Source organism: Leptospira hartskeerlii (assembly GCF_002811475.1).
Lineage (GTDB): Bacteria > Spirochaetota > Leptospiria > Leptospirales > Leptospiraceae > Leptospira_B > Leptospira_B hartskeerlii.
Map to the genome: position 1 here is coordinate 1 of NZ_NPDL01000009.1, position 21105 is coordinate 21105.

Below are 21105 nucleotides of genomic sequence, written 5' to 3' on the forward strand. Positions count from 1 at the left end.
AGATCCTGATCTAAAAAATGGAGACTCCATTTCGGTCAATGGCGCTTGTCACACTGTTACTTCTTTCCAAGTAGTGGAAACCTTAAAAATTTTACCGTCTCCAGTGTCTTTGACGGATTCAATTTTCCCGGTGCATTCTATCAATCCTGTGAACATCTACCCATCTCCCAAAGATCTGTATTTAGTTCTGTCTTCCATTCCATGGAAAATTTCCCCTTCCATTCAGGCAAGATTCCTTTTGGAAAAGAAACTGTATTCGATCTGATTTGTAGGATCGCATCATCTTCGGTAAGGATCGGAGAAAATAGTTTGTATAGGAAATTTCCACCTTCTACGAGTGCAGTGTTGATCTCCCATAAATGTAAAATTTCTAAAATTCTGGAGATATCGTAGAAGTCGATCTTCTCTAACGGAAATTTAGAAAGTCCTTCTAATTTACTTAAGAAATTCGGATCATAAGATTTTTTCCTATCTAAGAAGAATGTGGCATTCTTCTTTCCAATCCTTTCATTGATCTTACCTTGTTTCTCTAAAAAGTTTTGACTGATCGAATTTTGATCCGGTAAAAAGAAAACTCTAAGTGGTTGGTAATCCATTTCCTTTTCTTTATGGATCTGAAATACTTTCGGATCGGAAGAATATTCCAAAACTGCTGAGACCAGTCCCGAAAATCCTTTGAAAGTATTGTAGGAACTCCTACCAACATTATGATTAGAATCTACATCCTCAGATCCGAGCAAAATTCGCGGCGTAGTCTTCGGCAAAGAAGAAGGTATTCTAAAATCCAAACCAGGCTCGTCGACTCGTACAGTATTCGGCCCTACTAAGATCGCATCTACCTTTGCTCTAAGTATAGAGAGAAACACGTCCGATTCTGGCGAGGAGATCTTCTCCCTATGACCTTCTCCTGAACTGAAATAGCCTTCTTTGCTCAGAGAAGTTTTTAGTAAAAAAGCGGGTCTTCTTCTTTCAATTCTTGATTTGAAGCCGAACAAGAATTGGGAAGAAATTTCGGCTAACTTAGGATTTTCAACAACTTGAACGCCCATATCCACTAATTTACTTAAACCGGAATGAGTAGATACTAAAGGATTTGGATCCTTCCATCCGTATTCCAAACGAATTGGTTTTTCTTCTAAGAATAGATCGATGCAAGGAGGAGTTTTACCATAATGTGAGCATGGCTCTAAGGTTACATACGCAATATGGCTGGGAAGTTTTCCGTTTGGGAACTTTTCTCGAAGCAAACGGTATGCTTCTCTTTCTGCATGATTTTGTCCGATCTTTTGTGTGGATGCAGAGGCGAGAATTTCTTTAGTGTTTGCGTCTTCTAAAACGCAGGCCACCGGAGGATTCGGACTAGAATATCCGGTGGAGATAAAGGAATAACGAGTCAGTTCCTCCCGAATCCGATCCGGGAGGCTTGTGCTCAAGAGCGTTTCCACCTCTTACTCAAAGTGTCGTAGATGTCCACGAGCGGTGCCGCAATGAATACCGAGGAGAATGTTCCGAGGATGATCCCGAAAGTAAGAACATAAGCGAAGTCATACAACTCCACTGCTCCGCCTATGATGATCGCAACCACAGAGATCAAAGTTGCCACGGAAGTATTGAAGGTCCTTGCAAGTGTTTGGTTGATTGAAAGATTGATCACTCTAGAGAAAGTATCTCTCAAGTTTCCGGCATTTTCGCGGATCCTGTCAAATACCACGATAGTATCGTTAATGGAATATCCGAGTAATGTCAGAAGAGCCGCAATGATAGGAACACTCGGCTTAATTTGGAAAAATCCGATAAATGCGATTGTGATCACTAAGTCATGGATAAGAGCTAAGATCGCGCCTAATGCGAACTTGAACTGGAAGCGGAAACTCAAATACAACATGATGAAGAAAAGAGTTAAACTTAAAAGAGAAATCCCTGTAGAAGTCAACTCAGCTCCCACCACGGAACCTACTTGGTTCGCAGAGAGAATTTTCTTTTTTTCTAATTTAAAGTCTTCTTGTAAAAGGCCTATCAATGCATCAATCGCGGAAGCCTGTTTAGCTTCGACGCTATCTTTACCTTTTCTATCTATATAGAGTTGTCTGATCTGGTCTACGGAACCAAGGCCTATATCGATTTGGTAATCGTTTTTGTCCTTGTCCATCAGGACCAAAACAGCTTCTAAGTTTTTAGAGGAAAAATATTCTTCCAGGTTTTTACGTTCTACATTCTCAGGAAATTCGACAACTGCTCTTAAGCCTCCATCAAAATCCAAAGAAGTGGCAAACCCGCCGTATTTTCCGAAAGTAACTCCGAACCCAACTATGATCAGAATAGTAGAGAAAGTAATGGATACGTATTTATATTTTATAAAATCAAACATTCTTGGACTCCAGTTTTTTGAATCCGATCTGGAGTTTACGAACTCCTAATTTGTTTACCAATAGATCCATGATCATTCTACTCAAGAACAAGGAGGTAAACAAGGAAGTGATGATACCCCAACAGAGAGTGATCGCGAATCCTTTGATTGGACCATTTCCAAGTTTGATCATCAGAATACCTGAGATCAAAGTGGTTACGTTACTGTCCATAATCGTCCAGAAAGCGTTCTCAAAGCCTTGAGCAACCGCTGCAGAAACATGCTTTCCTGCAATGAGTTCTTCTTTGATCCTTTCGTAGATAATCACGTTAGCGTCCACCGCCATACCCACTGTAAGGATGATCCCTGCAAAACCAGGCAAGGTCAGAGTGAATCCCATCAAGGAAAGAAGAGCCATAAGTACGATCACGTTCACAAGAAGTGCGATATCTGCGACCAAGCCGGACAATCTATAGATAACCAACATGAATACGATCACGAGTGCAAATCCCAAAAGCACCGCTTTTAATCCTACTTCGATGGATTCGATCCCTAAAGTAGGACCGATAAATCTCATTTCTAAAACGTTCAATGGAATAGGAAGTGCACCCTCACTGATCACGTTTGCAAGATCGGTAGCTTCTTTTTGTCCGAACTCTCCATCGATCTGAGCGTTACCACCGGCGATAGGACTACGAATGACCGGATCTGAGATAACTTTGTCTCCCCAAACGATCGCAAGTTGCCTTCCTACGTTTTTAGAAGTAATATCAAAGAATTTCTCGGCGCCTTGAGAAGTTAAGGAGAAGGAAACGTAATAAGAAAGACGGTTTTGGTCGTAACTCTCACGAGCATTCCTCATGTCCTTTCCATCTAGAGAGATAGCCCTTTCCAGAACTACGAATTCTCTTGGAAGTAAAGATGCCTTTGGGTTATTTGCCCGGGACCATTTTACGTACAATTTATATTTTTCAGGAATATTGTACTTCTTCTCCATAACTTCCAGGAATTTGTCCTGTTCGTCTTTTCCCAGTTTCTGTTTTACGATATTCTGGAATCTTACGATCTCGGTTTCTTCCTTTCTACCTTGGCTCATGAGTTTCATTTCTTCTAACTCAATTGCGTCATGGTAAGTACCTTTGGAATTCCCATTGGGATCAGAAGGTTCTCTCAATCTGTATTCCACAGTTTCGGTGTTTCGAATAATGTCTAAGATCTGAGAAGAGTTGCTAACACCCGGTAAAGAAACCTCGATAGAATCTTGGTCTTTCTGGATACGCACCTGAGGTTCGGTCAAGTTTTGGTTGGTCAAACGATTGTCGATGATCAACTTCGCTTTTTCCAACTCTGCGAGTTTTCTGCTTGGAGTTAATTCGAAATAACTTTCGATCTCTTTCAGTTTATCCTGAGCTTCTTTTCTTTCTTTTTCAGAAAGACTAGCATCGCCTTTTTTACGAGTAAGCTCTTCGATCTCTTTTGTATAAGAATCTTTTAATTTAGAAGTATAATCGTCGAAATCACCTTTCAGAACGACTCTCATTCCACCTTGTAAATCCAATCCCAAACGGATCGCCAGTGGTCTTCCGCCGAAAATATACTCTTCTACCCAAGTTGGTCTAAGTTTGTTCTTAGGCTCTAAGATCAGTTCCTGGTTTTCTTGAGAAAGCTGGTTGATCTTTGCGGAAGTGATAAATCTTCCTTTGACTAGATAATAATCCTGCTCCGGAAAAATATTCGGATCAGGTTCGATCTGCCAGTCGCTTTTCGGGTTATAATCGGTTTTCCATCTTTCCGCAAAGCTGTTAAGTAAATCTTTGCGGGTCTCTTCCGGTAATTGTTTAAATTCTTTTCTTACTGCGAGTTCCAATTCCCTTTCGGCGAAGTTTGGATAAAGAAGCGTCAATGAAGACGCTACTACCAATATTGGAACAAAAATCCATTGGACAGATTTCAAATTCGGACTCCTAGTCTCTTCTCACTTTATTGATGGTCACAGGGGAACGCCGAGTGACGCGTGCGCCTTTGGCTCTGAATTGGTATAAAGCAAAAGCAAGTATGATTGCGATAATGATGATCGCTTTTTTATGTTCGGAGAAAAATCCTGCGATAGCGCCTTGTTCTTTTTGTTCCGCAGCCTTTCTTTTCTCTTCTTCTTTTTTCTTGTCGTCTCCGAGTTTTAGGATCTCTCCCAACTTCTCTCGGATAGAAATATCTTCTTTAGGTAAAGATGATGCGTTAGCGTCATAACCAGGCAGATTTTTCGGACTTAAATTAGTTTCTTCGTTTAACCAGTACGGCTTTTGGATATCAGCCGAAACTTCAGGATTAGAAACTTCTTTGTTTAGATTTCTCTCAGATGTTTCATTTGGTCCGTTGGGATCTCCTGAATTTTTTCCCTGAGTAGGATCTTCCGGTGCGATTTCCGGATCTACTTTTTTCTTAGGCTCGGATTCTTTCTGCTCGGTCTCTTTGGACTCGACTACCTTCTTCTTTTTGCCAGCATTCTTCTTTACTTTTTTCTTTCTAGAAGCTTTTGCAAGAGGAGTCTTTTTGGAAGAAGTAGTTGTCTTCTTAGGTTCGGAAACCTTATCCAAAAAATCGATTTCTTCTCCGTCCTGTCCGAAAATCGGCAGGGCCAAAGAGATAGAAAGAAGGAGGCATAGGATCTTATTCATAAGTCGCACCGGTTTTATTATACGTATCGGAAAAAGCGAATTACGCCTCTTTCTCTTTTTCCTTCTTTCTTAAAATCGTGCTGGAATTGAAGGTAACGTTGGTGTCCTTAGCGATTGCCAAAACCACAGATTCGTTATTATCCTTAAATTCTACCACCTTGCCGTGGATCCCGGAAGATGTGATGACTACGTCCCCTTTTTGAAGGCTCTCGATCATCGTTTTTCTTTTCTTTTCCTCGTTTCTTTGAGGACGGATCACTATAAAATACAGAATGATAAATAGGATCGGGATGAATAATAGAGTATTAAATCCGCCACCTTGTGCCCCAGCCGGATCTGCTTGGGCTAATATTAATAAATTTTGAAAATTACTAAGCATGATGAAACCTGTGTTTCCTTTTTGGTCCTTTTTGAGACCAGTATTTTCCTTTATTATCCCTTGGTAATTAAATTTTGAAAGAAGGCGCCTGTTTTTCCGGAAGCCAACTGTTCTAATGCGGTTTTGTATCCATCTAGGATAGAAGGAGCTTTTCCCAAGGTAAAAAGCCCTGCTCCCGCGTTCAAAGCAACCGCATGGGCACCCGCAATCTTCTCCCCAGCCAGGATCTTTCTAGCCAAGGACTCTGCCTGGTCCGGACCGCTTGTAAATACTTCCGCAGGATTCGGGTCCTTTAGGCCTAGATCCTTTGGATCGAAGTCTTTTCTGGAGATGACCCCGTCTTCCAAAAGAGTATAATCCGTTTTTTCAAAAATGGAAAATTCGTCCAAACCGTCGCGAGAATGGCATACGAGTGCCCTTCTCAAACCCAAACCTTGCAAGACTCGGATAAAAGTTTCAGTCAACTCCGGCTCGTACACTCCAATGATCTGGTATTGAGGAGAGAACGGATTGCTTAGAGGTCCGATCATATTGAATAAGGTCCTAAAGCCCAATTCTTTACGGACCGGCCCCGCAAACTTCATAGATGGATGCCACATCGGAGCGAATAAGAATGCAAATCCATTATCAACCAGATGGGACTCTACTTCTTCTTGGGTTTTCTCAGTATTATAACCGAGTCTTCCTAGGATATCGCTGGAACCGGTATGAGAAGAAACAGAACGATTTCCATGTTTTGCAACTTTGATCCCGAGAGAAGAAAGTACAATCGCAGAAAGTGTGGAGATGTTTACGGTCCCTTTTCCGTCACCACCTGTTCCGCAAGTATCTAACATATCAAAAGGAAAAACCGTTTTAGGCTTGAGAGCGTTACGGCGAAGAGCAAGACAGAAGCCCAATAATTCGTCTACCGTTTCTCCCTTCGCTCTCATTGCGGTCAAAAAAGAAGAAAGTAATATCTCGGATACTTCCCCTTTCATGACCGAATTGATCGCAGTTTCCGCTTCCGAAACCGTAAGATGTTTTTTTTCTAAAACTTTGATGATAGCGTGTCTAATTTCCATTTTTACCGAAGGCCCTCCGTATAGAGCTATAACGGATCACTTCCCTATTTGAGATCAGATAACGTATTCCGGAAAGTACAGTGATCAGAGTGGTCAAAAGCATTCCAAAATACGGAACGAAACCACCTAGTCCGAATACCAATTCGTTCCAGCCGGGGGCACCGTTCTCCTGCCAAACCTTCACGAATGCAACCGCGTTTTCGGAAGCGATCCCAAAAACGGTCATACCCGCAAGTTTACCGCTTTGGTAGACCTCGTTGATCAAAATTCTTTTATTCGAAGAAACTAATATAAAGAAGATCAGAATTAGAATAATGGCTCCCATTTGGAAAGCGGTCTTTACCTTTCCAAGCATGGTGGTCCGGATGGATTTTCCCAAACGAATCGCTAGATAACGTAATGTTGTGATAAGCATATCTCGGCCGATGATCAATATCACCATCCAAAGTTCTATCTGCTCGTGCAGAAAAATGAATGTGGTAAAACAACCTACTACGATGATCTTGTCCGCGAGTGGATCCAAGAATTTTCCAAACTCTGTTTCTTGTTTCCATTTTCTGGCCAGATAACCGTCTATAAAATCTGTGATAGATGCGATAGAGAATAAAACGAGAGCGGCAATATGATACGCCTGTTCCTTCTGGTATAAAAACCAGATGAAAAAAGGCAGAGAAGCAACTCTCAGTACGGTAAGAGCGTTGGGTAAGTTAATATTCGGATTCAAGATTCCAACCAAGTTCCCATCATGTCGTATTCGTAAAAAGATTCGATTTTCACTTTTCCGATCGTTCCCGGTTTCAAAGAAGGATCTTCTACATAAACTACTTCGTCTATTTCAGGAGCATCTTGCAAACGTCTGACAATTGCAGTATCACCTTCGAGTCCGTCTACGATCGCAGTATAAGTTTTTCCTATTCTGGATTCGTGGATCTCTTGTAGGATTTTCAAATGGGCATCTCGGATCAAGTTGATCCTTTTCGCCTTCTCCTTATCGGAAACTGTTTGGGACAAATCTGCCCCTTTCGTTCCTTCCTGAGGAGAATAAGAGAATAAGTTCAGCTTTTCCGGACGAGTCTCTTCTACAAAACGTAAGATCTCATCCACATCTTCTCCAGTCTCTCCGGGAAAACCTAATATAAAAGAAGTTCTGATCTCAAGATCCGGTCTCATTTCTCTAGCAAGAGAGTAAAGATCCCTGAATTGGGAATATCCTCCGCTTCTATTCATGTTCTTTAATACTCTTTCAGAAACATGTTGAAGAGGAGATTCTAGATAAGGAGCGATCTTAGGAATTTCGCCCATCAATCTCAGGATTTTTTCAGTCTTCTTATCCGGATATAAATACAATAATCTTAATATTTCAAGATTCTCTATATCCGAGACTGTTTTGATCATATCCAGAAGTTTGTCTGAATCCTTTCCGTAATACACTGTATCCTGGGAAACTAAACAGATCTCTTTTGCACCTGCAGCAATCGCTCTTCTAGTATCTTTTATAATCTCTTCCAAAGGAGAATCCACGAATTTTCCACGAAGAGAAGGAATGATACAGAATGCACAACCTCTATTGCAGCCATCCGAAACTTTCACATAAGCATAAGGTTTGGAATAATTCTCTATTTCGGGAGAAAGTTTCATTCTTTCTACAATATCCGAATTGAATTCGGTTTTTGCTGGAGAAGAAATATCTCTACGGAAAGCTTCTTTTATGATCTTTCCTGCTTGGGAATATTTTCCGGTCCCAAAAACAAGATCGACTTCCGGAATTTCTGCCGAGATATCTTTAGGATATCTTTCAGCGAAACATCCCACTACTACAAGCTTCTGGCCTTCTTGTTTTTTAGCGTGAGCAGCACCTAAAATAGTTTGGATGGTTTCTTCCGTAGCGGAGCGAATAAAAGTACAGGTATTGATCAGATGGAAGTCGGACTCTTCCGGTTTAGTAGCCGGAAGAAAACCTTCTTCCAAAAGAGAATGGTGCATGCTCATGGAGTCTACTGTATTTTTGGGACATCCAAGAGTGGTGATGTAGAACTTTTTATCCAAACGAAGCCTTACTCGCCCAACTCCTTAATGATAAACTGAGTGCTATCGTAAGGGTTTGGTGTTTTTATATAAACTTTCTTCACTAATTTTCCGGGACGTCCTAAGACTACTTTAGGTTTTCCATTTTGGATCATCTCCACTGCGGAACCGTCTCCCACTTTGATCTCCAGGCGATCTTTCGCTTCGAGAGCTTTATTCTCTCCGCCTTGCACAAGACCTCTGAATCCCATCTGACCATCTATAATAAACTCAGCATAGCTTGGTTTAGAGAAAAATAATGTGACTTGGATCGGAACATCGCCCAAAGTTTTTGTGGAATCCTCTCCCTGAGGATTAGGCTGGACCGTACTTCCTTGTTTTTCTTCTTCACTTAAGGAAACCAAAACTTTTGCGGAACTTCCGGTTACACTTTGAGCGGAGATCCGAATACTTCTACGTAAGGAAGAAATTTCCGGAATAGAATAACTGAGAACCTTTTCCTGCCCTTCGGACAATCTAAACTTGTAAACAGTCAATTCAGGATACACATTGAATGCAAGGACCGCAGTGTTTGCATCGGAACCTTGTTCCACCGAAGAGATGAAAAGTTTACACTGTTGATTAGACGCGCTGAAACTTACACCTTGGTTGGCGGTTAAGATAAAGCTTTCGGGTCTTGTTTCCGGAACGGAACGATTAATGAAATCTATGTTTTCAGGGATCTCTAACTTTCTACCACTTTCTTCCGCGACATCGTCACCGGAAGAAGATCCGTCAACAAAGGTATAGAGTAGAACGGCGGCAATCGCCACCATAAGGACCGAGATAGCAGTGATCAGTTTATTCTTATCGAAATTTAGATCATAATAAAAACTAGAAGTAGGTTTGGTGAGTTCTTCCAAAGGAGCCTGAGACTCTTCTATCTTCTCTCCCCTGTATAAATTGATCAGCATTCCCGTGTCTAATTTTAAGTAGCTACCATAGTTTTTTAGGAAACCTATGGTAAAAGTTTCTCCGGGAAACTGAGCATAGTCCTCAGTTTCCAATGCGAGAATGTACTTAACGGAAATATTCGTATCCTTAGATACGTCCTTTACAGTGAGCTTTTTTTCTTCCCTAGCCTCTCTAAGGATTTGCCCTACTCGTTTCTGATTCAATTTCGCTCTCCTTTCCTAGGAAGATCTATTCTTCCGACACCAAGGGGTTATTTACGATTTTAGAATTACCGTCTGGACGGAAATTAAATACTCCGTCTTCGATATCCGCATTTGGATCCACTCCGAAAAATTCGACAGTGGTCGTCTTACCTCTTCCGTCACTCGCAACTGCCTTTTTGATAAAGGAAGTATGTGCGTCTACGTAGAGAGTCATAGTTTCATAACCGCCGATCTTTTCCCTTTGTTCCAAAGCCAATACGAAATATTGACGATTGTCTTTAGGAGAGATCTGAGGTTGTTCTATAGATTCGAATTTATAATGATACTTTCTGAAAATCCTGGAAAGACCTTCCTCCGTCATTGGAGAAAAAATAGGACCGGATTTATTAGATTTATTTAATGTAAGATCCTGTTTACCGGCGGCATTCAATCTTTTGATGAAGATCCAAAGAGTTTTGCCATCGGAAACGATCTCGTCCCCGGAAGGATCTGAAAATTCATATTTGATCTTTCCGCCCTTCTTATAATAGCAGACACCTTTTTTAGTGACTACTTTTTTGTTCGATTCCGTTTGGATCACGAAATCGGCCTTATAAGATTTTAGATCCGAAAAAGTTTTTCTGACTTTTTTCACCACTTCAGAAGGTGAATTCCAATGGTGTTTTGCGGAAGACTGAGCGCCTAGGGAGAAGCTGCCGAATAAAACGGACAGACACAAGGCGATAAATATAGAACGATTGCTTCTGGTATCTTTCATTCTCAGGTAATGCAGGGATTTTTTTCCAGGATGGCGAGTATCCGCCCCCCTGTCACTTGGTTTCTTTTCCCGGCCTGGAAATTCCTAAACCGGGTCGAATTTTTAAGCGGACCTTAAAATTTCCCGTCCCTTAGATCCCAGAATTGCAGAAACGTATCCCCTTTCTTCCATTAATTCCATGATCCGAGCAGCCCTGTTGTATCCGATTTTCAAACGTCTTTGCAAATAGCTTGCACTTGCTTTTCTGTCCGTTCTTACGATTTCCCAGGCCTTGTCGAATAGTTCCTCGTCCATCTCATCCGCAGATTCAGATTCGGTTTCCTCTTCTAGATCAAAATCTACGTAGGTAGGAGCTCCGTATTTTTTGGCCTCATCCACGATTTTCTCGATCTCTTCTTCCGAGATAAATGGAGCCTGGATCCTTGCTAAGTCCGCAGAAGTAGGAGACTTGTACAACATATCTCCTTTTCCGAGAAGTGACTCAGCACCATTCATATCCAGAATGATCTTGGAATCCGTTTTTTGGGCCACATGGAATGCAATCCTTGCAGGACAGTTTGCCTTGATAAGACCGGTAATCACATCCACAGAAGGTCTTTGGGTCGCCATCACCAAGTGGATCCCCACCGCTCTGGACTTCTGGCTGATACGAGTAATCGCATCTTCCAGATCTTTTCCGGAAACCATCATTAAATCGGCAAGCTCATCAATGAACACCACAAGATAAGGCATTTTATTATAACCTTCTTTGTGATAATGTTCTTCTACCTTTTCATTATAAGAACGGAAGTCCCTACATTTTAATTGGGATACAGCCTCATAACGTGCTTCCATCTCTTGGATCACCCAAGAAAGGGACTTGGTTGCCTTACGAGCATCCTTGATCACAGGCATAAGAAGATGAGGGATATCTTCGAAGAGAGTAAGTTCCACCATCTTAGGGTCGATCATAATAAAACGGACTTCTTCGGGAGAAAGGTTCAGGACGAGAGAAGCGATCATCGCATTCAAACAGACTGATTTACCGGAACCGGTTGTTCCGGCCACAAGCAAGTGAGGAAGTTTATTCAAATCAATGGATACAAGTTTACCCGAGATATCCTTACCGATGACTATGTTCAGATCCTTTTTAGGTTTAGGCGCTAAAGAAGAACGTAATATATCGCCTAAGAAAACATCCTCTCTATGTTTGTTCGGAACCTCGATACCAATCGTGGATTTACCCGGGATAGGAGCGACTATACGAATATTCTTAACTGCAAGATACATCCTAAGCTCGTCAGTCAAAGAAGTAATCCTTCCCAGTTTCACCCCAGGAGGAGGAGTAAGTTCGTAACGAGTGATGATCGGCCCTCTCTCCCAACCTACAACTTTTGCTTCGTAACCATAAACTTTTAGAGCGTTCTCAATCTCGAAGGCAACTTTTTCAGATTCTACTTTGAAAAGTGCATCTTGCACTTTTGTAGGATTGCTCTTCAAACGATTCAAAGGAATATGATACACGGAACGTTTAGAACGGAATATCGGCACCATAGAAACAGGCGTAAAAGGAAGTTCAGATTGTTTCGGTTTTTTCTCAGCGACCGGCGGCGTAGGAGCTACAACAGCCTTTGGTTCTTCTACTTCCGTGATCTCTTCAGAGTCTTCCGTTTCTTCCTCGTATTCTTCTTCAGAATCTTCCAGTTCCTCGTCTTCCTCTTCGGTCCATTCTTCAAGCTCTTCGCCTTCTTCTTGGAAGTTTTCCTCTTCAACAGAAACATCTTCTGCGACTTCTACTTGAGAAACGAATGGCTGAATTTCTTCTTCCAACTCTTCCACTTCGGCGGTTACATTCAAAACTTCTTCTTTTACAAAAGAAGAAACGGTAGAAGTTCCACTTCTAAGATCCAAGATCTCCCAGGCTTTTTTAGAAGCAGCCGAAACTTCTTCTTTTCTTTCCTGAACTCCATATACTTTTTCCACAAGACGAGAAGAAGCAGTTTGGAACTGGAAGATCTTTCTATCTTCTTCAAAAAAACCCTGGAGAAGACCTGAATTTCTATATTGCACGTTAGATTCTCTTAGGTCTGCAATCTTAGAATTGCCTTTTGCTTTTTGGATATAAGATTCCAAATTAGCAGGACTATTCACTTTGTTTTGTCTCTCTGAAGAATGCCCCGAAACTTCTCTACGAAACCAAGGGGGCACATTCTCTTCTGAAATTTCAGTATCCGTTTGTTTTCGAGCATGAATTGAATTCATCATATCGGCAAGACCTTGGGACCAATCAGCAGATTTGGTTTTAGGAAAAGCCGGTTCGTAATTTTGGATTTCTTCTTCTTTTTTGGTTCTTCCACTCATATAACCGGAAAGCCATTGCTCCTTCCAGTCCCGACCGCTTTGTGCAAGAAGCCTTCCTAAAAAATGGACCGGAGATTCGTTCAAATAAACAAGTATGCCGTAAAAATAGACCACAAAATGGATCAGAAGTCTTCCTGTAGAGCCAAGAAGATATTCCAAAGCCACAGCTAATGCCTGACCAAGAACTCCACCGTTAGATGCAAATGGAACTGTGGAAACATTTCCGAAAACATTCAGACTCACTGCGACTGCGAGTAAGAATAAAGGAATAGTAAGAAGTTTGTTCGTTACATCCTGAGTAGGTTTCGCAAGAAGTATCCCACCGGTTAGGATGAGCATGATGCCGGGAACAAAAGAAGCATTCCCGAATAAGTACATAAATCCCCAGGAAAGATAATGACCGAGCCTACCGAAAAGGTTGGCCTCCACTCCATTTTCAGCAATGGTGAAAGAACCAAGAGAAAGTGTCAGAAAAATCCCGGTAAAAAGCAGAAGATACGGCAATGCCGCCCGGCCCTTTTCCCAAATTGCTATATTTTGTCCGACTATTTGGTCCCTTCTATCCATACTCCTTAAGAATCGGCAGAAATCCGAAATGGGAAAAGAGACAAAATACTGAAAAAAGGTTAGAAACCTGTACTACCGAAGCCGCCTGCCCCTCTTTCGGATTCAGGAAGTTCGGTCACAAGTTCCCACTCGCTATGCCAAGTGCGGCGGATCAAAAGTTGAGCGATCCTAGTTTTGTCTTCTAAAAGATAAGGTTCTTTTCCCAAGTTGAGTAGTGGCACCATCAATTCTCCTCTATAATCTGAGTCGATTGTACCAGGGGTATTCGGGATTAAAATTTTAAACTTAGTAGAAAATCCGGAGCGCGGTCTGATCTCAAAATGAAATCCTTCCGGAATCGCAAAAGAAAGTCCTGTAGGTACTAAAACAACTTCCCCGACAGGCAATTCCAAATTGGAATCTAAACAGGCAGCGATATCATAACCAGCAGATCCGGATGTTTTGATCTCAGGTAGAAGAGCCTTCTCTTTTAGTTTTTTCACTGGGATTTTCATATTAGTAAGAATAAGATCCGAAAATGGATTTAATTTTTTGTTCTTCTTTCGGTTTCAATTTAGCTAAAACGGAAAGATGTAATTTAGGAAGTGCATATATTCTTCTGACAGTTTGATTGATCTCTTCTTCTGTCACAGAATGGATCTCTTTGATCCTATTTTCTAAGGAATTGTATTTTCCATAATATAATTCTTGGAAAGCGATATTATTCATCCTACTTTCAGTATGCTCGTAACCTATGGAAAGACTTCCTTCGTGGTTTGTCTTAGCGTCTTTCAATTCTTGGGAAGTAACTCCCTTATCCACGAAAAGTCTTAATTCTTCCAAGATCAGTTCCAGACTTTCAGCAAATCTTTCTTTGGAAGTGGAACATACGATCGAATTAATCCCTACATCACGGTAAGAAGAAGGGTAACTTGTGATATGATAACAAAGACCTTTTTCTTCTCTGACTTTTTGGAATAATCGGGAAGACATTCCTCCGCCTAAAACATGTGAGAGAAGAGAAAGCCTGGTAGCATCGTGGAAATTTCGAGGGAAACCTTCTCCACCTAAAATGAAATAGGCCTGTTCCGTTTCCTTATTCCCTTTACGGAAATATCCGAATTCTTTTTTAGGAGTTTCGAATGTTCCTTCTTTTCCTTTTTTAGTAGAATGGGAGAAGTATTTAGAAACTAGATCGAATACAAACTCCGGCTCATAATTTCCGGAAAGAGAAAGTATCATATTCTCCGGATGATAATAGGTCTCGTAAAATTTTCTAAGACTGGAAGGAGTCACTCCTCTGATCGAGGCTTCAGTTCCTATTATATCTCTTCCTAAAGAATTTTCTGAAAATAGATTATTATAATAAAAATCATGGATCGCATCTTCCGGAGAATCTTCGTAACCTTTCATTTCTTCCAGAACAACTTCCGCTTCTGTGCGAAGATCTTGGTCCCTAAACAAAGGCTGGAACATCATTTCTGAAAGTAATTCCAATCCAAGTTCCAGATCTCTGGAGGCTAAGGTTGCATGAAAGTAAGTATATTCTCTGGAAGTAGCAGCGTTAGAATAAGCACCTACTCTTTCCCAATCTTCCGCTTGTTGTTTTGCAGTACGCTTTTCAGTGTCTTTGAAAAGCATATGTTCCAGGAAGTGACAGTAACCTGCGGTTTCCAAAGTTTCAGATCTGGATCCCACTTTTACATACACTCCCATAGACACGCTTACGGAATAAGGAGCTCTTTGGAACAAGACAGTAAGTCCGTTCCCTAATATTATTTTATGATTTTTTTCTTCTAGAAAAACCAATGGCGGACACCCGGCGAAAAAATTTCGCCGGTCTTATTCACTTTTAAACTTCGAGAGCGTCTCTTCTGGAAAGATCGATCTTACCTGTTTTATCCACGTTCAACACGCGGACACGAATGATCTCACCTTCTTTGACTACGTCTTTAACAGAATTCACACGTTTGGAATCCAGTTTGGAAATATGGCAAAGTCCTTCTTTACCAGGTAGGATCTCCACAAAGGCACCGAAATCGGTGATACGTTTTACTTTGCCTTCGTAAATTTTTCCTACTTCTACTTCTGCGAAGAAACCTTCTACCATGCCTGCAGCTTTTTCTGCCTGCTCTTGGTTGGCTCCTGCGATAGTAACTTTTCCATCGTCGTCTATATTGATATCCGCTCCGGAAGCTTCGATGATTCCGCGGATATTTTTACCACCTGGACCAATCAGTTCCCCAATGCGATCTTTAGGTATATATTTAACGATAATTTTAGGCGCTGTGCGAGAAACTGAATCCGCAGCTTTAGAGATGGATTTTTCCATCACGTCTAAGATATGGAAACGAGCTTTTTCTGCCTGTGCAAATACTGCCTCGAGAACGTTAAACGCGACACCAGTCACTTTTAAGTCCATTTGGAATGCAGTGATCCCTTTTCTGGTTCCTGCGATCTTGCAGTCCATATCACCGAAATGGTCTTCCAATCCTGCGATATCGGATAATACTGCAAATCTTCCGGATTCGTCTGAGAACAATCCCATTGCAATTCCGGAAACTGCGGACTTGATCGGAACCCCAGCTGCCATAAGAGCCAATGATCCGGAACATACGGAAGCCATGGAAGAAGATCCATTGGATTCTAAAATTTCGGATACAACTCGGATTACATAAGGGAAATCATCCGGCTTAGGAAGAACTAATTTAAGCGCTCTTTCTGCCAAGTTTCCGTGACCGATCTCTCTACGACCCGGGCCGGAAGATCTTCTTACTTCTCCTACTGAGAACGCAGGGAAGTTATAATGAAGCATGAAATTCTTTTCTTTCTGACCTTCCAATGTCTCATAACGTTGGTTGTCGGATGCAGTTCCAAGAGTTACTGTTCCCAAAGACTGGGTTTGTCCCCTGGTAAATACTGCAGAACCGTGAACTCCTGGAAGAGGACTCATCTCTACGCTAATATTTCGGATCTCGTCCAACTTTCTTCCGTCGAAACGAACTCCTTCTTTTAATACCTGCTCTCTTACGATCTCATACTCGAGTTCATGTAAGAAGTTTTTGATGTCCTTGATCTTTTCTGATTCAGTTACGGTTTCTTTGAAGTGCTCTACTACTTCTTTATTTGCATTAGAAATTTCTTTATTACGAGAAGTTTTATCAGCAGTTTTGTTTGCAGCAGAGATCTTATCGAATGCGTATTTGCGGACTTCGCCTAAAAGAGTTTCATCTTTTACTCTGAGTTTGACTTCTTTTTTAACTACTGCGAGTTCTTTCGCCCAGCTTTCTTGAAGTTCTACAAATTTTGCGATATGTTGGTGGGCAAACTTTAATGCTTCCAACATTTCAGAATTGGATAATTCCTTTGCCTCTCCCTCTATCATTACGATATGGGTTTTCGTTCCGGCAACAACCAGATCTAGATCTGAATTCAGGATCTCTTTGTTGCTAGGATTGATCACGAGTTCTCCGTTAATTCTTCCTACTCTTGCTCCGGCGATCGGACCATTGAAAGGAATATTAGAGATCGTTAATGCTGCAGAAGCTGCATTTAATGCGTGACCCGCCGTAGAAATTTCATTATCCGCAGAAAGAACAGTTACCTGCAATTGAACTTCGCAGAAATATCCTTCCGGAAAAAGAGGACGGATCGGTCTGTCGATGATCCTTGAATTTAAAACCTCATGCTCATAAGGTTTTGCTTCTCTTTTAAAATATCCACCAGGGAATCTACCTACTGAATAAACTTTTTCAGAATATTCGCAAGTAAGTGGGAAGAAGTCTTGGCCTTCTTTAGGTTCGTCTACGGCACAAACAGTTGCTAATAAAACAAGATTTCCAGTTTTATATACTACGGACCCGTGGGCTTGCTTCGCCCAATCTCCCGTTTCGAGAGTGATTGAATCACGGCCAAATTGGCCATTAATAGTTTTAGCCATGAGAGGACTCCTGATTACTTACGGAGTCCGAGAGTTTCGATTAGTTTTTTGTAACGTTCCAGATTTTGGCGTTTTAGATATTCCAATAATTTTTTACGTTTGCTTACTAATTTAAGAAGACCGGTTTTAGAATGAAAATCTTTCTTATGAGATTTAAAATGCTCGTTAAGATCTTTGATGCGAGCGTCTAGAATAGCGACTTGGACTTCAGTTGACCCAGTGTCCCCTTGTCCTTTTGCAAATGTGGATATAATTTGCTTCTTTTGTTCCGTAGTTACCATAGTTTGATTGTACCTGCTGCCAATTTTCGGGGGCCTAGCCCCCTGTCCAAGCTAAATTTTAGAAAAGACCTTCAAATATTTATAAGAAAGGCTGCCAGGAAGTCCCTCCCTTCTGCAATATGCCAAAATCTCTCCTTCCGGAGAGGTAAGTAGGAACTCCTGGGTCGGGATCCAGTCCAGTTTGATCTTTTTCCCGTGAAAAACGTCTTTTACTTCAGTACTAGGGATCTCTATCGAAGGAATGTCCAGAATTTCTTCCGGAGGATGGATGATTGCTTTTCCAAGTAGTAATGCCTCGTAGGTATCGGCCTGTTCCAGCTTGAGTTTGCCCACCTTCGTCCTATTCAAGGACTTAAGACACATTGGGATCCCAGCCTCTTCCGCTATATCCATTACAAGCTTACGGATATAAGTCCCGCCTGAAACTCTGGCCCTTATCTTGAAACCTTCGGGACAGAATTCACCTGCTTCGAATTCGAATATTTTGATCTTACGAATGCTTGGTGGAACAGAGATACCTTCCCTAAATAACTTAGCTCTTCTCTGTCCTTGCACTTTGAGCGCGGAAACTTCAGGTGCGACCTGTTCTTCCCAGCTCGAAACCTTGGAAAGAATATCTTCCAACCTTGGCAAGGATTCCTGATACCATTTTTGGATCTTAGAAATTTCCCAATCTTCTACAACTAAACCTTCTCTGTCTCCAGAGTCAGTGGAGAAGCCGAACTGAACGTCCGCCTCATACTCCTTGTCTTTGCCTAAAAATACTTGGGAGAAACTTGTCGAAGTGCCTACAGGCAGAACCATTAAACCGGAGGCCGCCTTATCCAAGGTACCAGTGTGCCCAACTTTTTTGAGTCCAAGAGTCTTTTTGGCTTTCAAAACCAGATCGGAAGAAGTCATTCCAATTGGTTTATCCAAGAGCAAAAATCCGAATTCAGTCCGGATTTGTTGGTTTTCTCGTAAGTCGGAGGGATTCATCTAAACCTTGGATATATTCTTCGTCCCAAACAAAACTCATCCGGGGAGTGATCCTTAGATTGAGTTTTGTGGAAAGAGTCGCGGCAAATTTACCCGAGGCGCTATTTAATCCAGCGAGTAATTTTTCCTTTTTTTTGTCCGTACAGATGGCTGTGACGTACACCTTTAGATTCTTGGAATCGTCCGAGAGTTCCGATCTGTGAACGGAAACCATATGGACCCGGGGGTCCTTGACTTTTCCGGCCAGGATCATCATAGCGACGGTCCGAACCGTCTCCGCTTCGATTTTCCTTTTACGGATCGGATTCACTCTAACACTACTCCAGTTTCCGTTTTACTACTGTGACTGTATAAGCTTCGATTGTGTCGCCCGCTTTGAAGTCGTTGTAGTTTTCCAACTGGATACCGCATTCGAAATTGTTCACAACTTCGTTAACTTCGTCTTTGAATCTTCGAAGAGACTTGAGTTTTCCGTCGAATACTTGGACTCCATCGCTGATCACGCGGATACCGGAAGCTTTTGTGATCTTCCCGGAAGTAACCATACAACCCGCGATATTTCCGATCTTGGAAACTTTGAAAACTTCTCTGATCTCTGCGGTTCCGATAACTTCTTCGATCCTTTCCGGTTCGAGAAGTCCTTCCATCGCCATCTTGATCTCGTCCACAACCTGATATATGATGTTGTAGTATTTGATCTGAACGCCTTCTTTTTCGGCGAGCGCAATGGTTTTAGGATTCGCACGAACATGGAAGCCGATCACGATCGCGTTAGAAGCGGATGCAAGCATCACGTCCATATCCACGATAGCCCCAGCTCCGGACTGAATTACGTTCAGTTTTACGTCCGAAGTGGAAAGTTTTTCCAAAGCTTCCTTGATTGCTTCCGCAGAACCACGAACGTCTGCTTTGATAATTACTTTCAGTTCTTTTAATGCGCCCTGTTTGATGAACTCGTTCATGTTTTCCAGGGTGACTTTGGAACCTGCGGCACCGGCGTTTCCGATCCTTTCGAATTCGATACGGTGTTGAGAGATGTTTCTTGCTTCTTTCTCGTCTTCTACCGAGTCGAAAGGTGCTCCTGCATCAGGAACTCCGTCAAGTCCAGTTACTTGAACAGGGAAAGCAGGTCCTGCTTCCTTGATCAGATGACCGTAATCATCATACATCGCACGAACTCTACCGGAGAATACTCCAGCTACGAACGGATCTCCAACTCTTAGGGTTCCGTTTTGGATAAGAACTGTCGCAACTGCTCCGCGGCCCGGATCAAGCTTCGCTTCTACGATTGTACCTTTTGCTCTACGTTTAGGGTTCGCTTTCAGATCCAGAACTTCGGCTTGCAGAAGCACAGATTCTAAAAGTTTATCGATCCCGATATTTTCCTTCGCAGAGATCTTACAATACATCGTATCCCCGCCCCATTCTTCCGATTGGAGTCCATGGTTGGCGAGTTCCTGCATGATCTTATCAGGATTTGCAGTAGGAAGATCCACTTTGTTAATTGCAACTATGATAGGAACTTTTGCATCCTTTGCGTGAGACAATGCTTCTAAAGTTTGAGGCATTACTCCGTCGTCGGCAGCAACTACCAGGATCACGATATCCGTGACCTTAGCTCCCCTTGCCCTCATAGATGTAAAGGCTTCGTGACCAGGAGTATCCAAGAAGGTGATCTCCCCTCTGGAAGTTTTTACCTGGTAAGCACCGATATGTTGTGTAATTCCACCGGACTCAGTATCGATGACAGAAGATTTACGGATAGTATCCAATAGTCTTGTCTTACCGTGGTCAACGTGACCCATGATGGTAACGACTGGAGGTCTATGGATATAATCTTCCGGACTGTCTTTTTCTTCGTCGATTAGAGTTTCTTCATATAGAGAAACTACTTTTACCTTACAGCCATATTCATCAGCGAGAATAGATGCAGTTTCTGCATCGATGATATTATTGATGGTCACCATCATTCCCATTTTCATGAGTTTTCCGATGACATCTCCCGGCTTAAGATTCATTTTCTTAGCCAGTTCTCCTACTTGGACATTCTCTAAAAGAGTGATCTCTTTCGGTACGGAAACTCCAGTAGGTCCGCTTACTTTCTGCTTTCTGTAAGATTGGCGGAAGAATTTAGAATTTTCAGAACCTTCCTGACCTTCTGGTCTTCCACCCCTATCTTTATCATTACGTTTTTTGCCGGAAGGAACTCCTCTTCCGCCTTCTGCAGGTCCTAAACCTGGAGGTGGAGTTCCAGCACCTGGGCCGCCTCTAAATCCGCCACCCTGTCCGCCTGGGCCTCCGCGAAATCCTCCGCCTTGACCACCCGGACCGCCTCGGAATCCACCGCCTTGGCCGCCACCTGGACCGCCTCTAAATCCGCCACCCTGGCCGCCTGGGCCTCCACGGAATCCTCCGCCTTGACCACCTTGGCCTCCGCGATAACCACCACCGCCCTGACCACCTTGGCCTCCACGATATCCGCCACCACCTTGGCCGCTTTGATTTCCGTCGGAACGATTTCCAAGGTAATTACCGCCACCTGACTCTCCTACTTCCCTGTTTTGTTTGGAGTAAGTCGGTCTTCTGTCTCTTATACAAAAATGACGATGACGACGA

General features: G+C 42.3%; 18 protein-coding genes. All 18 read right to left on the reverse strand.

Features of this window, described 5'->3' with window-relative positions:
* Positions 1 to 140: 140 nt before the first annotated feature.
* A complete protein-coding gene (locus tag CH352_RS15685) occupies positions 141 to 1433 on the reverse strand; it encodes a bifunctional diaminohydroxyphosphoribosylaminopyrimidine deaminase/5-amino-6-(5-phosphoribosylamino)uracil reductase RibD (protein WP_100708273.1) in 1293 nt (430 codons plus the stop codon).
* Positions 1430 to 2368, reverse strand: a complete 939-nt coding sequence (secF, locus tag CH352_RS15690) for a protein translocase subunit SecF (RefSeq protein WP_100708272.1) — start codon at positions 2366 to 2368, stop codon at positions 1430 to 1432. Before secF ends, CH352_RS15685 begins: the two co-directional genes overlap by 4 nt.
* Entirely contained in the window at positions 2361 to 4301 is a 1941-nt protein-coding gene (gene secD, locus CH352_RS15695) for a protein translocase subunit SecD (protein ID WP_100708271.1), read from the reverse strand. Before secD ends, secF begins: the two co-directional genes overlap by 8 nt.
* A 10-nt stretch (positions 4302 to 4311) precedes the next feature.
* Positions 4312 to 5022, reverse strand: coding sequence for an SRP-less Sec system protein (locus CH352_RS15700; protein WP_100708270.1), 711 nt, complete (start codon positions 5020 to 5022; stop codon positions 4312 to 4314).
* A gap of 40 nt (positions 5023 to 5062) precedes the next feature.
* On the reverse strand, positions 5063 to 5401 hold the full coding sequence (yajC, locus tag CH352_RS15705; protein ID WP_100708269.1) for a preprotein translocase subunit YajC: 339 nt from the start codon (positions 5399 to 5401) through the stop codon (positions 5063 to 5065).
* 53 nt (positions 5402 to 5454) lie between these two features.
* Positions 5455 to 6465: an anthranilate phosphoribosyltransferase gene (gene trpD, locus CH352_RS15710; RefSeq protein ID WP_100708268.1), complete on the reverse strand. Its 1011-nt coding sequence runs from the start codon at positions 6463 to 6465 to the stop codon at positions 5455 to 5457.
* The gene (pgsA, locus tag CH352_RS15715) at positions 6455 to 7189 is read right to left on the reverse strand and encodes a CDP-diacylglycerol--glycerol-3-phosphate 3-phosphatidyltransferase (protein WP_100708274.1); all 735 of its coding nucleotides are present in this window, start codon (positions 7187 to 7189) and stop codon (positions 6455 to 6457) included. The genes trpD and pgsA overlap by 11 nt, the downstream gene beginning before the upstream one ends.
* Entirely contained in the window at positions 7186 to 8511 is a 1326-nt protein-coding gene (gene rimO / locus CH352_RS15720; RefSeq protein ID WP_100708267.1) for a 30S ribosomal protein S12 methylthiotransferase RimO, read from the reverse strand. The genes pgsA and rimO overlap by 4 nt, the downstream gene beginning before the upstream one ends.
* Before the next feature lie 8 nt (positions 8512 to 8519).
* Positions 8520 to 9647, reverse strand: coding sequence for a helix-turn-helix domain-containing protein (locus CH352_RS15725; protein WP_100708266.1), 1128 nt, complete (start codon positions 9645 to 9647; stop codon positions 8520 to 8522).
* A gap of 25 nt (positions 9648 to 9672) precedes the next feature.
* Positions 9673 to 10404: a LolA family protein gene (locus CH352_RS15730; RefSeq protein WP_100708265.1), complete on the reverse strand. Its 732-nt coding sequence runs from the start codon at positions 10402 to 10404 to the stop codon at positions 9673 to 9675.
* A gap of 102 nt (positions 10405 to 10506) precedes the next feature.
* A complete protein-coding gene (locus CH352_RS15735; RefSeq protein ID WP_100708264.1) occupies positions 10507 to 13311 on the reverse strand; it encodes an FtsK/SpoIIIE family DNA translocase in 2805 nt (934 codons plus the stop codon).
* 59 nt (positions 13312 to 13370) lie between these two features.
* A complete protein-coding gene (gene dut, locus CH352_RS15740) occupies positions 13371 to 13805 on the reverse strand; it encodes a dUTP diphosphatase (protein WP_100708263.1) in 435 nt (144 codons plus the stop codon).
* Position 13806: 1 nt separating this feature from the next.
* On the reverse strand, positions 13807 to 15099 hold the full coding sequence (locus CH352_RS15745) for a M16 family metallopeptidase (RefSeq protein ID WP_100708262.1): 1293 nt from the start codon (positions 15097 to 15099) through the stop codon (positions 13807 to 13809).
* 43 nt (positions 15100 to 15142) lie between these two features.
* Positions 15143 to 17230, reverse strand: coding sequence for a polyribonucleotide nucleotidyltransferase (gene pnp, locus CH352_RS15750; protein WP_100708261.1), 2088 nt, complete (start codon positions 17228 to 17230; stop codon positions 15143 to 15145).
* Positions 17231 to 17244: 14 nt separating this feature from the next.
* On the reverse strand, positions 17245 to 17511 hold the full coding sequence (gene rpsO / locus CH352_RS15755; RefSeq protein WP_100708260.1) for a 30S ribosomal protein S15: 267 nt from the start codon (positions 17509 to 17511) through the stop codon (positions 17245 to 17247).
* A gap of 51 nt (positions 17512 to 17562) precedes the next feature.
* Positions 17563 to 18489 carry a tRNA pseudouridine(55) synthase TruB gene (truB, locus tag CH352_RS15760; protein WP_100708259.1) on the reverse strand — a complete coding sequence of 309 codons (927 nt, stop codon included), beginning with the start codon at positions 18487 to 18489 and terminating at the stop codon, positions 17563 to 17565.
* Entirely contained in the window at positions 18446 to 18799 is a 354-nt protein-coding gene (rbfA, locus tag CH352_RS15765) for a 30S ribosome-binding factor RbfA (RefSeq protein WP_008592500.1), read from the reverse strand. The genes truB and rbfA overlap by 44 nt, the downstream gene beginning before the upstream one ends.
* Positions 18800 to 18806: 7 nt before the next feature.
* Positions 18807 to 21105: translation initiation factor IF-2 (infB, locus tag CH352_RS15770; RefSeq protein ID WP_244283364.1), on the reverse strand; the 2299-nt coding region annotated here is incomplete at its 5' end.

What these genes read in the sequence shown, in the direction of transcription:
- CH352_RS15730 (WP_100708265.1), bottom strand. Translation starts at nt 10,404, where the DNA reads ATGAAAGATACCAGAAGCAATCGTTCTATATTTATCGCCTTGTGTCTG.
- secF (WP_100708272.1), bottom strand. Translation starts at nt 2,368, where the DNA reads ATGTTTGATTTTATAAAATATAAATACGTATCCATTACTTTCTCTACT.
- dut (WP_100708263.1), bottom strand. Translation starts at nt 13,805, where the DNA reads ATGAAAATCCCAGTGAAAAAACTAAAAGAGAAGGCTCTTCTACCTGAG.
- CH352_RS15735 (WP_100708264.1), bottom strand. Translation starts at nt 13,311, where the DNA reads ATGGATAGAAGGGACCAAATAGTCGGACAAAATATAGCAATTTGGGAA.
- CH352_RS15700 (WP_100708270.1), bottom strand. Translation starts at nt 5,022, where the DNA reads ATGAATAAGATCCTATGCCTCCTTCTTTCTATCTCTTTGGCCCTGCCG.
- yajC (WP_100708269.1), bottom strand. Translation starts at nt 5,401, where the DNA reads ATGCTTAGTAATTTTCAAAATTTATTAATATTAGCCCAAGCAGATCCG.
- pnp (WP_100708261.1), bottom strand. Translation starts at nt 17,230, where the DNA reads ATGGCTAAAACTATTAATGGCCAATTTGGCCGTGATTCAATCACTCTC.
- rpsO (WP_100708260.1), bottom strand. Translation starts at nt 17,511, where the DNA reads ATGGTAACTACGGAACAAAAGAAGCAAATTATATCCACATTTGCAAAA.
- trpD (WP_100708268.1), bottom strand. Translation starts at nt 6,465, where the DNA reads ATGGAAATTAGACACGCTATCATCAAAGTTTTAGAAAAAAAACATCTT.
- truB (WP_100708259.1), bottom strand. Translation starts at nt 18,489, where the DNA reads ATGAATCCCTCCGACTTACGAGAAAACCAACAAATCCGGACTGAATTC.